Origin of the sequence: uncultured Agrobacterium sp., from assembly GCF_913777885.1 — a bacterium.
GTDB lineage: Bacteria > Pseudomonadota > Alphaproteobacteria > Rhizobiales > Rhizobiaceae > Agrobacterium.
This window is the reverse complement of the sequence record NZ_CAJYTV010000018.1, coordinates 125,814-139,903: the sequence shown is the minus strand read 5'-3', so window position 1 is coordinate 139,903 and position 14,090 is coordinate 125,814. Positions and strand designations below refer to the sequence as shown.

The following is a 14,090-nucleotide window of genomic DNA, read 5'->3' as shown; positions in this document are numbered from 1 at the left end:
AGTTGACCCGCTTATCGTGCTGGCTCGTGAAACGGGCAGCCATTGAACTTCGCGCGAAATTCCGCGGAGTGGCGGTACGTTTGTTTACGAGCGCGGTTGATGTTGCCAAGTGGTTGGTGATCCGCAAGACCCGTCCATATGCTGAAGCGCATCTCCTCGTCGACCTTTTTGACGTTGCCATCGCTCCAGCTGTCCTGTGGGAGCGCGGTGATGGTCGCAACCGTGAAGAAAGGCGCTTCGTCCTCCTTCCACTCGACAGTTGGATCTTCGACCGGCTGCTTTTCGATGTCGCGACAGAGCTGGACCTGAAACTCCCAAGTCGCGTGGGTGTTCTGCATTTCCGCTTGCACCGTTTCTCGAATGGCATCCTCACGAACGCTTGCGTCGATTTCGGTTCCGGTTCTTTTGGTCAGGTCCGCTGAGACCGGCTTAAGGCGGAATTTGGCGACATAATCGCCGTAGCGGAAGGGCGTAACGCTGAAATAGGTTTCGCCAAGCGGATCAAGGTTCGGTGCGCCACCAAGCGACTGGACAGTGGGGCTGGAAACACCCACAGCCTCAAGGCCCTTGTTGACGGTTTGAAGGACACTGGACATAACAACTTTGGTGCCCTCCATCCTGTCAGTTGTCTTGGCCAAAAGTTTCAGACTGGAGAGAAACTTCTTTGAGTCGGGCGCTTGGAAGACAGGCCCATTCACCATCACAAAATCTTGGGTAGAACCCTCGGCATCAGGTAAGCGCGGCCCCTGCACATCCAGGACCTTTATTGCCAGTCCGCGAGGAAGGGATACTGCGTCTGGAAGAATATCTCCCGCATTGGTGGACAGGCGCATATAAACCTTGTGCGTGCCGGCTGTCGCAAAAAGACCTTGTCCTAGCTCCGGCGGCAAGTCCGGCCTGATCGTCATCTCGGCTTCGATGATTCCGTGCGATTTGGCGTGTACGGACCTCACCGCGTGGCCGTAGTCTTCGGCGGTTTTCTCAAGGATGACATCGAACTGGTCAATCAGTCCGGAAACGGTTTCCGCCTCATCGTCTCGAATGCTTTCCAGATCTGCGCGATAGCGGATTGGCATGGGTGTCAAAATAGCGCTCCTCGTAAAAATGAGGAACGCCGGGGGCTGAGTGAAGGTTCCCGCCATTCTGGCAGTCTCAATCGATATGGATTTCTTTTCGCAGGTATCGTTCTGGAATGGCCTCAGGCTTTTGATCGCGAAAATTTCTGACCTATGGCATAGAGTGATTTTAGCGTAATGAGCGATTCCATGCCGCCATCTCAGAGTCCGACCAGCCGCCTTTTTGTCGATGAAGCCCGCGAAGCACCACTCTCGCTACTGAAACGCGTCTATGGCTACGCGTCTTTTCGTGGGCGCCAGCACGAGGTCGTCGATCAAGTCATGGCAGGCGGTGACGCTGTGGTCCTGTTTCCGACAGGTGCGGGCAAATCGCTATGCTTCCAGGTTCCGGCGCTGTGCAGGGAGGGGCTGGGCATTGTGGTGTCGCCCCTGATCGCACTGATGCGCGACCAGGTAGAAGCGCTGAAGCAACTCGGGGTTCGTGCCGCGGCTCTCAATTCGTCCCTTTCGCGCGAAGAGTTCATGGACGTGCGCAATGCGGTGAACAACCGGGAACTCGATCTTCTGTACGTTACACCCGAGCGCATCGTAACGCCGGGTTTCAAGGAATTCATAGGTCGCACGCAAATAGCGCTTTTTGCGATTGACGAAGCACATTGCGTTTCGCAGTGGGGCCATGATTTCAGGCCTGAATATCGTGAGCTTGGTCGCCTCGCAAAAGAGTATCCTGGCGTTCCACGCATGGCGCTGACGGCGACGGCCGATCCTCATACCCGCGATGACATTATAGAACGGTTGCAGCTTCAAGATGCTGCGGTTTTCAGCACCTCCTTCGATCGCCCCAACATCGCCTATGAAATTGTCGAGCGTGACCAGCCGAAACAGCAATTGCTGCGCTTTCTCTCGCGCCATAAAGGATCGAGCGGTATCGTCTACTGTCTCTCCCGCGCCAAGGTGGAGGAAACGGCGGAGTGGCTGAACACGCAGGGCATAAGAGCACTTGCCTACCATGCAGGCATGGAGCGAGAGATGCGCGACCGCCATCAGGACGCGTTCCTGAAAGAAGAAGACCTTTGCCTCGTGGCGACGGTCGCGTTCGGCATGGGCATCGACAAGCCGAATGTGCGCTATGTGGCGCATCTTGATCTGCCGGGATCGGTGGAGGCCTACTACCAAGAGACGGGGCGCGCTGGGCGCGACGGACTACCGTCCGACGTCTGGATGGCCTATGGCATGGCCGATGTCATCCAGCGCGGTCGAATGATCGACGAGGGCAATTCAAGCCCAGAGATCAAGCGCGTCGAGCGCGCCAAACTCAATGCGCTGCTCGGCATTTGCGAAACGGCCGGCTGCCGCAGGCAGGCGATCCTCAAGCATTTCGGCGAATCTCACGGCGGCAGTTGCGGCAATTGCGATACATGCCTGAAACCAGTTGAAACCTGGGACGGGACGGAAGCCGCGATCAAGGCGATGGCGGCGATCTATCGCACGGGGGAACGCTTCGGTACCGGTCACCTCGTCGATGTTCTGCTTGGCAATGAGAATGACAAGACGATCCGCTTCGGTCACGTCGATATGCCAGTCTTCGGCGCTGGCAAGGATCTTCCGGCAAAGACCTGGCAATCGGTCTACCGCCAGCTGCTGGCGGCGGGGCTGATCAGCGTTGATCATACCGCGTACGGCGCTTTGAAGCTTGAGCCCGACTCTCGCGCCGTCTTCAAGAAGGAACGCCAGGTCCGCTTTCGCAAGGACCGACCGACGACCGGCAAAGCGGCTCGGTCATCTTCGGCGAGTTCTGCAAACGCAAAGTCTGGATTGGAAGGCGCCGATCTCGAACTCTTCCAGGCATTGCGAGCGGTGCGCATGGAAATCTCCAAGGAGCTGGGGGTTCCACCCTATGTCGTCTTCCCTGATACGACACTGGTTGCACTTGCGACGGAACGGCCGTCGGACGAGGACGAGATGCTGGATATTTCCGGCGTCGGGCCTTCCAAGCTAGAGCGCTTCGGCGAGGCATTTCTTGAGGTGATCCAAGCTCACTCACGATGACCGTGACACTTTTGGCGCAGCGTTTGTTCTATATGAGTGTGATGCCATGGATGTGATCCTCCACCGCTTGCCACATGGTGTTCCATCGGCAAGAAGGAGGCGCAATTTCTATGGATCTCCCACATGACACTTCTTCAGCGCGTATCCCGTCGCGGCTTCATCTTTGGAGCGCTTTCCGCAACAGCCGCTCTCGCAGGCTGCCAAACCAACTCTACGCCGGCCGTGGTGCCGCAAGCAGCTCGGCGGCCCATCGTACCGCCAGATGAGGCGGAGTTGCAGCAGCGCTATGCGGCGTTGGAGGATGGCGGGCACATGCTTCCCGCGATCCCTTACCAGCAGATCGATCCAAAATATTACCGTCAGCGTGTGTTGGATCCGACAGGCGAAAAGCCCGGTACCGTGGTCGTCGATACGCCAAACCGCTTCCTCTATGTGGTCGAACCCGGCGGCACGGCTATGCGCTATGGTGTGGGCCTCGGCCGTGACGGTTTTGCCTGGGAAGGTGAGGGGATCGTTCATTGGCGCCAGGCGTGGCCACGCTGGAAGGTTCCGGCCGAAATGGTTGCTCGCCAGCCCAAACTGGCACGATTCTCGGTCGAAAATGGAGGCATGGATCCCGGCATCAAGAACCCGCTTGGTGCGCGCGCGCTTTACATCTTCAAGGATGGCAAGGACACGCTTTACCGCCTCCACGGTTCGCCAGAATGGCAGTCGATCGGCAAAGCGACGTCATCCGGTTGTGTTCGACTGGTCAATCAGGACGTGATCGATCTATACCAGCGCGTACCCTACCACGCCCGTATCGTCGTCCATCAGGTGCCGCTTGTCGCCCGCGTCTCAGCGTAACTTTGCGTTATCTGAGGAGGCCGTCGCGGTCGAACTCTTCCCACCCGGAGAGTTCGGCTGAGTTACGTTTCGCAGGGCGAGCCAACTTCGCCTTTTTGAGCGAGCGCGTCAGCTTGGCTTGATGCGCCGCACGCCTCCTGTTCTCCGCCTTCGCGGCAATATCGTGTTCTCGCCATTCGTCGATGACGCCGCTGTTGAGAAGTTCTTCGACAACCTTCGGTTCGAAGACGTGAAAGGTGATCCGTTTCGCCCGGCCACGCAGTCTCACTGTTCTAATCCCGCCGCTTGGTAAGCGACCATCCTCGAGCCACCGACGACGCTCTGTCGTGGAGATTGTAAGGATATCTTCGATCTCGCGCGGTAAAACGGGCAGGCTGTCCATTGTTTCCAGCAGTTTGGAGATTTTGGCGCTTGCTGCCTTAAAGTCGTTTTCGTCGTCTTCCGGCACCGACAGTGACAGAACCACGCCTGCAATATCCAAATCCTTGCGAACCGCCAAAGGCAATTTGGCCCGCAACTCCATCAAGATACCCTTGGCGCGAACCGACGACCCTAGCGTTGCTGCGGGCTGCAGCGTCCACGACTCTCTCAGGTGCGGTACGCAGGTGGATTTCTTCTTCGACATGGGGGCTTAGATGGGGCCGGCGCTCGCCGTGGTCAACATGTGCGTCCGCTCTTTATCAGCTTTCTGGTTTCTCAGCAGCAACAAGCAGATTGACAGCCTCTCCCTTTCGGTTATTCTCTTATAAAAGCTTATATAACATAATAACGGAACAATGAAGCTGGGAGTATGACATGAAACTGAAGCTCGCATTTCTTCTCGCCACCGCGTTAATCGTTAGCCCATCGGTTCTCTTCGCGCAGGATCGCGGCGGGGTGATCAATGTCGCAACGATTGGTGAGCCGCCAACACTTGACCCCATGGCCTCCACCGCCGATCTCGTCGGCATCGTCACGCAGCATATCTTCGAAACGCTCTACACCTTCGACAAGGAGTGGAAGACAGCACCGCTTCTGGCGGAAAGCCTTCCTGAAATCAGCGCGGACGGTAAAACCTACACGATCAAGCTGCGCTCCGGCATCAAGTTCCACGACGGTTCCGATATGGCGTCGGACGATGTCGTTGCCTCTCTCAATCGTTGGGTTAAGGTTGCCTCTCGCGGCAAGCAGGCTGCATCGTTCATTGACAAGATCGAAGCGACTGATCCCTCGACCGTGACGATCACATTGAAGCAGCCTTACGCGCCACTCGTTTCGCTTCTCGCCTTCAACAATTCGGCCGCCATTATTCTTCCAGCTGAAAAGCAGGAAGAGCCTATGAAGGAGTTCATCGGTACTGGCCCTTACATGCTGAAAGAGCGCAAGGCGGATCAATATATCCAGCTCATTCGCTTCGATGGCTACAAGTCACGCGACGGCGAAGGCAATGGTTATGGCGGCGCGCGGCATCAATATCTCGATGAGATCCGCTTCGTTCCGGTACCGGACGCCAATACTCGCGTCGAGGCAGCGGTCTCCGGGCAATATGACTATATCGATTCCATTCCGGTGGAGTCCTTCGACAAAATCAAATCCTCCTCCGCCACTGAACCCTTGGTACTGAAGCCCTTCGGCTATCCTGTCTTCGTCTTCAACACGGCCGAAGGCTTGGCGAAGGATGTTGCCATGCGCAAGGCGATCCGCCAGGCACTCAGCATGGAAGATATGCTGGCTGCAGCCTTCGGCAGCACGGACTTCTACGCGCTTGACGGCGATATCTACCCGAAGAACTTTATCTGGAATACGGATGCGGGTGTTGAGGGCAACTACAATATTGCCGATCCGGAAGGCGCTGCCACAGCCGCCAAGGCTGCCGGTTACGACGGCGAAAAGCCGATCCGCATTCTCACCAGCCGCCAGTATGAGTTCCACTACAAGATGGCGCAGGTCGCAGCCGAGTATCTCAAGCTTGCAGGCTTCAAGGTGGACATGCAGGTGGTGGACTGGGCAACGCTGACCCAGCGCCGTGCTGACAAGGCGCTTTGGGATATCTACATTACCCATAGCCCATTCCTTCCCGAACCCGCTTTGATTGGTTCTCTTGCTCCGACATCGCCCGGCTGGTGGGACACGCCTCTGCGCAAGCAGACGGTTGAGGCTTTCTCGGCGGAATCCGACCCGCAGAAGCGTATCGCTCTTTGGGCCGATGTGCAGAAAGCTATGTATGAGGAAATTCCCTACATGAAAATCGGCGACTTCAATGCGGTCGCCGCCAAGTCCAAGAAGATCGAAGGTATTGAAGCGGCACCTTGGCCTTACTTCTGGAACACTTCCATCAAGAAGTAGTCGTTCGACTGATCGGCATCGCGTCAGTGATCGCCTCGTGTTCTGTGGAACGCGTAGAGAGCTGGCGCGATACCGAAGCGCATTTCATCACAGCGTGTCCAAGCAGACTCCTTTACCCTGCGACAAGGGAAAACGAAGCCCATGATCCGATATATCCTCCAGCGCCTCATCGGAATGATCGTCGTGATGTTTCTCGTCGTCACGATCGTCTTCATCATTGTGCGCGTCACACCGGGCGATCCCGCAGCCGTCATGCTTGGACCGGATGCGTCTGCGCAAGACATCGCGGACTTGAGAACCCGGCTAGGGCTCGATCAGTCGCTGGCGGTGCAATATTTCTACTACCTGGGCCAAATGCTGAAGGGCGATCTTGGTCAGTCGATCTTCCTCAACATGCCTGTAACCGCGGCATTGTTCGATCGCGCTGAGCCGACTTTCTTTCTCACGCTGTTTTCGCTGCTGATTGCCAGTGTCATTGCCTTGCCGATCGGCATTTATGCCGCCTATCGCCGGGGCTCTTTCATCGATCAGGCCGCAACGACGGTTGCGATGCTGGCGGCCAGCATCCCAAGCTTTTGGCTTGGCCTCATTCTCATGCAGTTCTTTGCCGTGCGGCTGAACCTCTTTCCGGTTTCCGGCTACGGCGGCCCGGGCTCGAGCTTCATTGACCGCATGTATCATTTGACGCTGCCGGCTTTCGCGCTTGGACTAGTGTCTTCGGCTTTGATCCTGCGTTTCACCCGAGCGTCGATGCTCGATGTTCTGGGTGACGATTATATTCGAACCGCGCGGGCGAAGGGTGTCGTCGAACGCCGCGTCGTCATGAAGCATGCGCTGAAGAACGCACTCATCCCTATCCTCACCGTCATCGGTTTGACGGCGGCGGTGCTGATTTCGGGCGCCGTCGTAACGGAGACCGTCTTCGGTCTTCCGGGTGTGGGTAGCCTCGTTGTCTCGGCAGTTCTGAGGCGCGACTATCCCGTCATTCAGGGCGCGCTTCTCGTCATTGCAGCGCTTTATGTCCTCATCAATTTCGCGATCGACATGCTCTACCTGCTGATCGATCCGCGTGTGCGCTACTAAAGGGGGCGGGAACCGATGACGGATATTGCCACGACCACTCCAACGCCTGCAGCAAGCGAAGGCACGAAGTTTCTGAAACGCTTTCTGAAACGCAAGACGGTTGCCTTCGGCCTGTTCGTGCTTGTTATCTTCGTTGTTCTGGCCGCACTCGCGCCCTGGATTGCGCCTTACTCGCCTTCCAAGCTTTCCATCGTCAATCGTCTGAAGCCGCCCAGCGAAACCTTCTGGTTCGGCACGGATGAGTTTGGCCGCGACGTCTTCTCGCGCACCATTTATGCAGGCCGATTGTCGCTGCTTGTGGGCGCGTCCGTTGTTTCTTTGTCCGCGATCATCGGTGTGACGCTTGGTCTGCTCGCCGGCTTCTTCAAGCGGTTGGACACACCGATTGCACGCCTGATCGATGCGATGATGGCTTTCCCGGACATTCTTCTTGCCATTGCGCTTGTCGCAGCATTGGGGCCATCGCTCACCACCGTCATCATTGCCTTGTCGATTGTCTATTCGCCGCGTCTTGCCCGTATCGTGCGCGCCTCTACGCTCGTCATCAGGGAGCTTCCTTATGTCGAGGCCGCTCAGGCGCTGGGCATCTCCACCTTTCACATCATGACGCGCCATGTGCTGCGCAATCTGTTGTCGCCGATCCTGGTGCAGGCCTCGTTCCTGTTTGCCAGCGCCATGCTGGCGGAAGCGGGTCTGTCTTTCCTCGGGCTGGGTGTCAGCCCGGAAATTCCGACCTGGGGCACGATGATTGCCGCGGGCCGCCAATATATCGGACAAGCCGACTGGATGACCTACTTCCCCGGCTTTGCCATCATTCTTTCCGTTCTGTCGCTGCAAATGGTCGGCGACGGGTTGCGGGACATGCTCGATCCAAGACTACGAAGGGATTTGTAATATGACCGGTCAACACGCAAAGCCGCTGCTGATCAAGAACGTCAAGCCCATGGCTTTTGGCGCAGGTGATAAAGATGTCGCCACCGATATTCTGGTGAACGGCGAGGGCAAGATTGCCGCTATTGGACCGGCGCTTGCGTCTGACGATGCGACCGTGATCGACGGCAAAGGTGCTTGGATTTCGCCAGGTTGGGTCGATCTTCATGTTCACATCTGGCACGGCGGAACCGATATCTCGATCCGACCTTCCGAGTGTGGTGCTGAGCGCGGCGTGACGACGTTGGTGGATGCCGGTTCGGCAGGTGAAGCCAATTTCCATGGTTTCAGGGAGTACATCATCGAGCCGTCGAGAGAACGCATTAAGGCGTTCCTCAATCTCGGTTCGATCGGGCTTGTGGCCTGCAACCGTGTGGCAGAACTGCGCGATATCAGGGATATCGACCTCGATCGCATTCTCGAATGCTACGCCGAAAATAGCGAGCATATTGTCGGCATCAAGGTTCGCGCCAGCCATGTGATCACCGGATCATGGGGTGTGACACCGGTCAAGCTTGGCAAGAAGATCGCTAAGATCCTCAAGGTGCCGATGATGGTTCATGTCGGCGAGCCACCAGCACTCTATGATGAGGTGCTGGAAATCTTGGGCCCCGGCGATGTCGTAACCCACTGCTTCAACGGCAAATCCGGCTCCTCGATCATGGAGGACGAGGATTTGTTCAATCTGGCGGAGCGTTGCGCATCCGAAGGTGTGAGGCTCGATATAGGCCATGGGGGAGCATCATTCTCCTTCAAGGTGGCGGAAGCGGCGATTGCGCGCGGGCTTCTGCCGCACTCGATCTCGACCGACCTGCACGGCCACTCGATGAACTTCCCGGTCTGGGATCTGGCCACCACCATGTCCAAGCTGCTTTCGGTCGGCATGCCCTTCGACAAGGTGGTGAACGCCGTGACCCATGCGCCGGCTGAGGTCATCAAGCTCGATATGCAGAACCGGCTTTCCGTTGGCGCGCGCGCCGATTTCACCATTTTCGATCTCGTCGATTCCGATCTGGAAGCAACCGACTCCAATGGCGATGTCTCGGTGCTGAAGCAGCTCTTCGAGCCACGCTACGCGGTCATCGGCGGAGAGGCCGTTGCTGCTAGCCGTTACATACCCCGCGCGCGCAAGCTTGTGCGGCACAGCCACGGCTACTCGTACCGATAGGATGGCGGATTGCCGCTGGAATGAATGAAAAGATGACAGGAGTTCGCGTGACACAGTCCCCGATCAAGATCGAAGCCAAGGCGCAGACGCCGCACGATCGGCTTTCCGCGCTCGGCATAGACCTGCCGCCCGCACCGCCGCCCATCGCAAACTTTGTGACCCATGTCGTTGAAGGCAACATGCTTTATCTGTCCGGGCAAGGGCCACGAGAAGCAAATGGTTTCATGCATACCGGCAAGGTTGGCGTGGATGTCTCGGTCGAGCAGGCCTATGAGGATGCGAGGTTGACGGGCATCAATCTACTGGCGGTGATGAACGAGGCGCTGGGCGATCTTTCCCGCGTCAAACGGGTGGTGAAGCTTCTTGGCATGGTCAATGCCTCACCCGACTTCAAGGATCATCCGCAGGTCATCAACGGCTGCTCTGACCTGTTCAATGCCGTCTTCGGCGAAGCGGGACGCCATGCCCGCTCTGCCGTCGGCTTTGGTTCGCTTCCAGGAAACATCACCGTCGAGATCGAAGCGATCATCGCGTTGCAGGATTGACCGGCAAGGAGACGATTAGTGGTTGCGCCATCCCATCAACTGTTCGATCCGTGCGGCCGACGCCTTGACCCGGTCTGCATAGCCGGTCTTGTCGGCCACGATTTTCTGTTCGGGGAGAACGATGGAAATCGTCGCAACGCAGTCTCCGCGATTGTCGACGATCGGGGAGGCGATGCAGGCAACCGAGTAATCGGATTCGCCCGCCTGGATCGACAGGCGTTCTTCAAAGGCCTTGCGCGCCGCGTCCGAAAGGCTCTTGGCATCGATTGTGGCGCGTCCGGTCGGCGATATGCGCGCGCCACGCTTGAAGAGGTCGATGCGTTGCTCTTCCGGCATGTGGCCCACCAGAAGGCGCCCAGAGGCCGTCCAGTTCAGCGGCACGCGCGTTCCAACGCGCGACGCCACCTGGAAATGGCTTGGGCCATCGGCCATGGCGAGGACCAGCATATGCTCGTCGTCGCGCCCACACACCTGGACCGTTTCACCGGCAGCTCGGCAGAGATCGTGCATCTCATGCATGGCGACACTCATGAAATCCAGCGAGCGCGCATAGGCGAGGCCGTAATGATAGAGGCGGGCGCCAAGCCAGATGCTGCCGTCGTCGCTACGAGCAAGCATGTTCTTGTCCACGAGGTCATCAATGATGGCATAAATCGTGGAAAGCGGCGCCTTCACTGCCTTGGCGATGGCGTAGGCACCCGCCGGGGCGCCGGTTTCATACAGATAGTCGATGACCTGAATGGCGCGGTCGATGCCGCTGACGCGCGAGCGGCGCACCTTTCCGACGTCCTCGGACGAGGAAAGCTCGGAGGCTTCAGCAGATGAAGACGTCATATCCAATTCACGCTCCCGCGGATCAAAGAACCTATTGCGTTATTATGGCATAGGCTCTCACGGGGCAATAGAAATCACGGCCAGACAGGCCGACAGACTGGAGAAAGAGAATGTCAGACGATATCCGCACGAAGATGGGACTTCGCCCCGTCATCAATGTTTCAGGCACGATGACGAGCCTCGGTGCGTCCATTGTGGTTCCGGAAGCGATCGAGGCCATGACGGCGATCCTACCGCAATTCGTGGAGATCAACGACCTTCAACGCAAGGCAAGCACCATCATTGCGCGTTTGACGGGCGGCGAAGCTGGTTTCGTTACGGCGTCCTGCTCCGCCGGCATCAGCCTTGCGGTGGCTGCCACAATCACTGGTCCTGACCTTCTGGCGATCGAAAAACTGCCGGACACCTCGTCACCGAAGAGCGAGGTTCTGGTGCAGATGGGGCATGTCGTCAGCTATGGCGCGCCGGTCGATCAGTCGATCCGGCTTGCAGGCGGCAAGGTGGTGATGATCGGCCAGGCGACCTCCACGCATCGCTATCACATGGAAAATGCCATCACCGATCGGACAGCGGCTGCCGTTTATGTCGTGTCGCATCATGTGGTGGATTACGGCTTGCTCAATCTCAAGGAATTCGTCGAGATCGCGCATGCCAAGGGCGTGCCGGTCATTGTTGATGCCGCATCCGAATACGACCTGCGGATATTCCTTGAACAGGGCGCCGATATCGCGCTCTATTCCGGCCACAAGTTCCTTGGTGGCCCGACCTCCGGCATCGTGGCTGGCAAGAAAGAACTCGTGCGCAACGCCTTCCTTCAGAATATGGGGATCGGTCGGGGCATGAAGGTTGGCAAGGAAAGCATCTTCGGCGTCATGGCGGCTTTGGAGGCTTGGGAAAAGCGGGACCACGCCGGCATTCGGGACCGGGAGACCGGCTATCTGAACCTCTGGAAGCAAACGCTTGCCAACCGCCCCGGCATCACCGCCTTGATCGAGCCGGACCCGACCAACAATCCTCTCGATCGTATGCGCGTGATCGTCTCGCCGCAGGAAGCCCATATCACCGCGTGGGATCTTGCCGCACGTCTTCGCAGTGGCCCGACACCGATCATCGTGCGCGACCATGAGGTCGAACATCATTACTTCTACCTGGACCCCTGCAATCTCCACCCCGGCCAGGAACGCATTGTCGCAGCCCGGCTTGCTGAGGAACTGGATACTGCACGCGCTTCGAACGAGGTGATCGCCACGCCGTTCGAGGACTTGAGCCGCCATCGTTTCGATGGCGCCTTGCGCTGGCCCGACTGAGCCTTTCGATCGGCGAGGGGGGTAACGCCCTGCCGCTTCCACGAAGTCTGATGAGGAATGACGATGATGATGTCCAGCACCCTGAACAAGACCACAACCGAGCCGGCGACCGGCCCGGTTCTGGCGGTGGAAAAGCTCAGAACCTCCTTCCTTGTCGATGGCGCCTGGAAACCGGTAGTGCGTGACATTTCCTTTACGGTGATGCCCGGTGAGACGGTTGCCATCGTCGGTGAAAGCGGCTCCGGCAAGTCGGTCACATCGCTCTCCATCATGCGACTGTTGCAGCCGGATATGAGCAGGATAGAGGGTAAGGTCTTGCTCGGCGGGCGCGATCTTCTTGCTCTTTCGGAGCAAGAGATGCGCAAGGTGCGCGGCAACGATGTTGCGATGATCTTTCAGGAACCGATGACGAGCCTCAATCCGTTGCTCACCATCGGTGATCAGATCTCCGAGGCGTTGCTTTCGCACTTGCCGATGAGCAAGGCGGATGCGCGTGCCGAGACCATCCGTATTCTGGAGAAGGTGCGCATCCCGTCTGCGGCGTCTCGCTTCGACGAATATCCCCACCGCTTTTCCGGCGGCATGCGCCAGCGCGTGATGATTGCCATGGCACTGGCAACCAAACCCGCTCTCTTGATCGCCGACGAACCAACCACTGCACTCGACGTTACCATTCAGGGCCAGATCCTTGATCTCATCAAGATGTTGCAGGAGGAGGAGGGGACATCCGTTCTCTTCATTACCCACGACATGGGAGTCGTTGCCGAAATCGCGGACCGCACTGTGGTCATGTTCCGTGGGGAGCAGGTTGAGACTGGCGCGACGGCAGATATCTTCCACCGCGGACAGCATCCCTACACCCGCGCTCTTCTGTCTGCCGTCCCGGTTTTAGGCTCCATGCAAGCACACCAGAAACCTCTACGCTTTCCGGTGGTGGATGTAGGGACAGGTAAGTCGGATGTGCCTGTCGAGGTGAAGGACACCGTTGTTGAAGGTCGTCCCGTGTTGGAAGTTCGCAATCTCACCAAGCGCTTCGACATTCATTCCGGCCTTTTCGGTTCGTTGACCGGACGCGTACACGCGGTAGAGAATGTATCCTTCGATCTTCAGGCGGGTGAAACGCTCTCCCTCGTGGGCGAATCCGGATGCGGCAAGTCGACGACAGGACGCGCAATTATGCGCCTGATCGAGCCGGATAGTGGCTCTGTAATCGTAGAGGGGCGCGATGTACTGGCGCTGGACAAAAGAGAGATGCGCGAGATGCGAAAATCCGTCCAGATGATTTTCCAGGATCCGTTTGCCTCGCTCAATCCGCGCATGACCGTCGGTGCGGCAATTGCCGAGCCGTTCCTTGAGCACAAGATGGGAAATGCGAAAGAGGCGAAGGTCGTCGTCGCGGACATGCTGACAAAGGTCGGCCTCACACCGGACATGGCGGGACGCTACCCGCACGAGTTTTCCGGCGGGCAGAGGCAGCGCGTATGTATCGCACGCGCATTGGCCCTGAAGCCGAAGGTCATCGTGGCCGATGAAAGCGTGTCGGCGCTGGATGTATCGGTCAAAGCGCAGGTCATCAATCTAATGCTTGACCTTCAGCAAAGCCTCGGATTGTCGTTCCTGTTCATCTCCCACGACATGGCTGTTGTAGAGCGCGTTAGTCATCGGGTAGCGGTCATGTATCTCGGCGAGATTGTCGAGATCGGGCCGCGCGCTGCCGTTTTCGGTAACCCGCAGCATTCCTATACGAAGCGCCTCATGGCTGCGGTGCCGGTTCCCGACCCGGAGCGTCGCCGGGTGAAGGGCGCGGCTGTCGTCGAGGAACTGAAGAGCCCCATACGCCCGGTAGAGTACAAGGTTATGCCTGCGCGGTTTCGTGAAGTCTCGAAGGGTCATCTCGTAGCTGAGAATTGACATTGATCGCTCAACG

At 57.9% G+C, this 14,090-nt stretch carries 12 protein-coding genes; 9 read left to right on the top strand and 3 right to left on the bottom strand.

What is annotated here, in order from left to right; translation table 11 throughout:
- Positions 1–11: 11 nt before the first annotated feature.
- Positions 12–1,076, bottom strand: coding sequence for a catalase family protein (locus tag QZ869_RS17500; protein ID WP_296084028.1), 1,065 nt, complete (start codon positions 1,074–1,076; stop codon positions 12–14).
- Between the two features lie 189 nt (positions 1,077–1,265).
- Between QZ869_RS17500 and recQ the strand changes: the two genes are divergently transcribed.
- Positions 1,266–3,125, top strand: a complete 1,860-nt coding sequence (gene recQ, locus QZ869_RS17495) for a DNA helicase RecQ (RefSeq protein WP_296106242.1) — start codon at positions 1,266–1,268, stop codon at positions 3,123–3,125.
- Positions 3,126–3,248: 123 nt separating this feature from the next.
- Complete coding sequence (locus QZ869_RS17490; RefSeq protein WP_296106239.1) at positions 3,249–3,971, top strand: L,D-transpeptidase; 723 nt, start codon at positions 3,249–3,251, stop codon at positions 3,969–3,971.
- A gap of 7 nt (positions 3,972–3,978) precedes the next feature.
- Here QZ869_RS17490 and QZ869_RS17485 read toward each other — a convergent pair whose 3' ends face one another.
- Entirely contained in the window at positions 3,979–4,596 is a 618-nt protein-coding gene (locus tag QZ869_RS17485; protein ID WP_296083974.1) for a hypothetical protein, read from the bottom strand.
- Between the two features lie 170 nt (positions 4,597–4,766).
- Between QZ869_RS17485 and QZ869_RS17480 the strand changes: the two genes are divergently transcribed.
- The 5 genes from QZ869_RS17480 (at position 4,767) to QZ869_RS17460 (ending at position 10,022) form a co-directional block, all read left to right on the top strand.
- On the top strand, positions 4,767–6,296 hold the full coding sequence (locus tag QZ869_RS17480) for an ABC transporter substrate-binding protein (protein WP_296106238.1): 1,530 nt from the start codon (positions 4,767–4,769) through the stop codon (positions 6,294–6,296).
- A gap of 141 nt (positions 6,297–6,437) precedes the next feature.
- Entirely contained in the window at positions 6,438–7,379 is a 942-nt protein-coding gene (locus tag QZ869_RS17475; RefSeq protein ID WP_296014110.1) for an ABC transporter permease, read from the top strand.
- 15 nt (positions 7,380–7,394) lie between these two features.
- Positions 7,395–8,273, top strand: a complete 879-nt coding sequence (locus QZ869_RS17470; protein WP_296106236.1) for an ABC transporter permease — start codon at positions 7,395–7,397, stop codon at positions 8,271–8,273.
- A 1-nt stretch (position 8,274) separates the two neighbouring features.
- Positions 8,275–9,477, top strand: coding sequence for an amidohydrolase/deacetylase family metallohydrolase (locus QZ869_RS17465; RefSeq protein WP_296083969.1), 1,203 nt, complete (start codon positions 8,275–8,277; stop codon positions 9,475–9,477).
- A gap of 47 nt (positions 9,478–9,524) precedes the next feature.
- Positions 9,525–10,022, top strand: coding sequence for a RidA family protein (locus QZ869_RS17460; protein WP_296106234.1), 498 nt, complete (start codon positions 9,525–9,527; stop codon positions 10,020–10,022).
- A 15-nt stretch (positions 10,023–10,037) separates the two neighbouring features.
- On the opposite strand, the gene QZ869_RS17455 is transcribed toward QZ869_RS17460, so the two are convergent.
- Positions 10,038–10,856 carry an IclR family transcriptional regulator gene (locus QZ869_RS17455; protein WP_296106232.1) on the bottom strand — a complete coding sequence of 273 codons (819 nt, stop codon included), beginning with the start codon at positions 10,854–10,856 and terminating at the stop codon, positions 10,038–10,040.
- Between the two features lie 110 nt (positions 10,857–10,966).
- On the opposite strand from QZ869_RS17455, the gene QZ869_RS17450 reads away from it, so the two are divergent.
- Both QZ869_RS17450 and QZ869_RS17445 read left to right on the top strand, forming a co-directional pair.
- Positions 10,967–12,163, top strand: coding sequence for an aminotransferase class V-fold PLP-dependent enzyme (locus QZ869_RS17450; RefSeq protein WP_296106230.1), 1,197 nt, complete (start codon positions 10,967–10,969; stop codon positions 12,161–12,163).
- A 69-nt stretch (positions 12,164–12,232) separates the two neighbouring features.
- Positions 12,233–14,074 carry an ABC transporter ATP-binding protein gene (locus QZ869_RS17445; RefSeq protein ID WP_296106583.1) on the top strand — a complete coding sequence of 614 codons (1,842 nt, stop codon included), beginning with the start codon at positions 12,233–12,235 and terminating at the stop codon, positions 14,072–14,074.
- Positions 14,075–14,090: the final 16 nt, after the last annotated feature.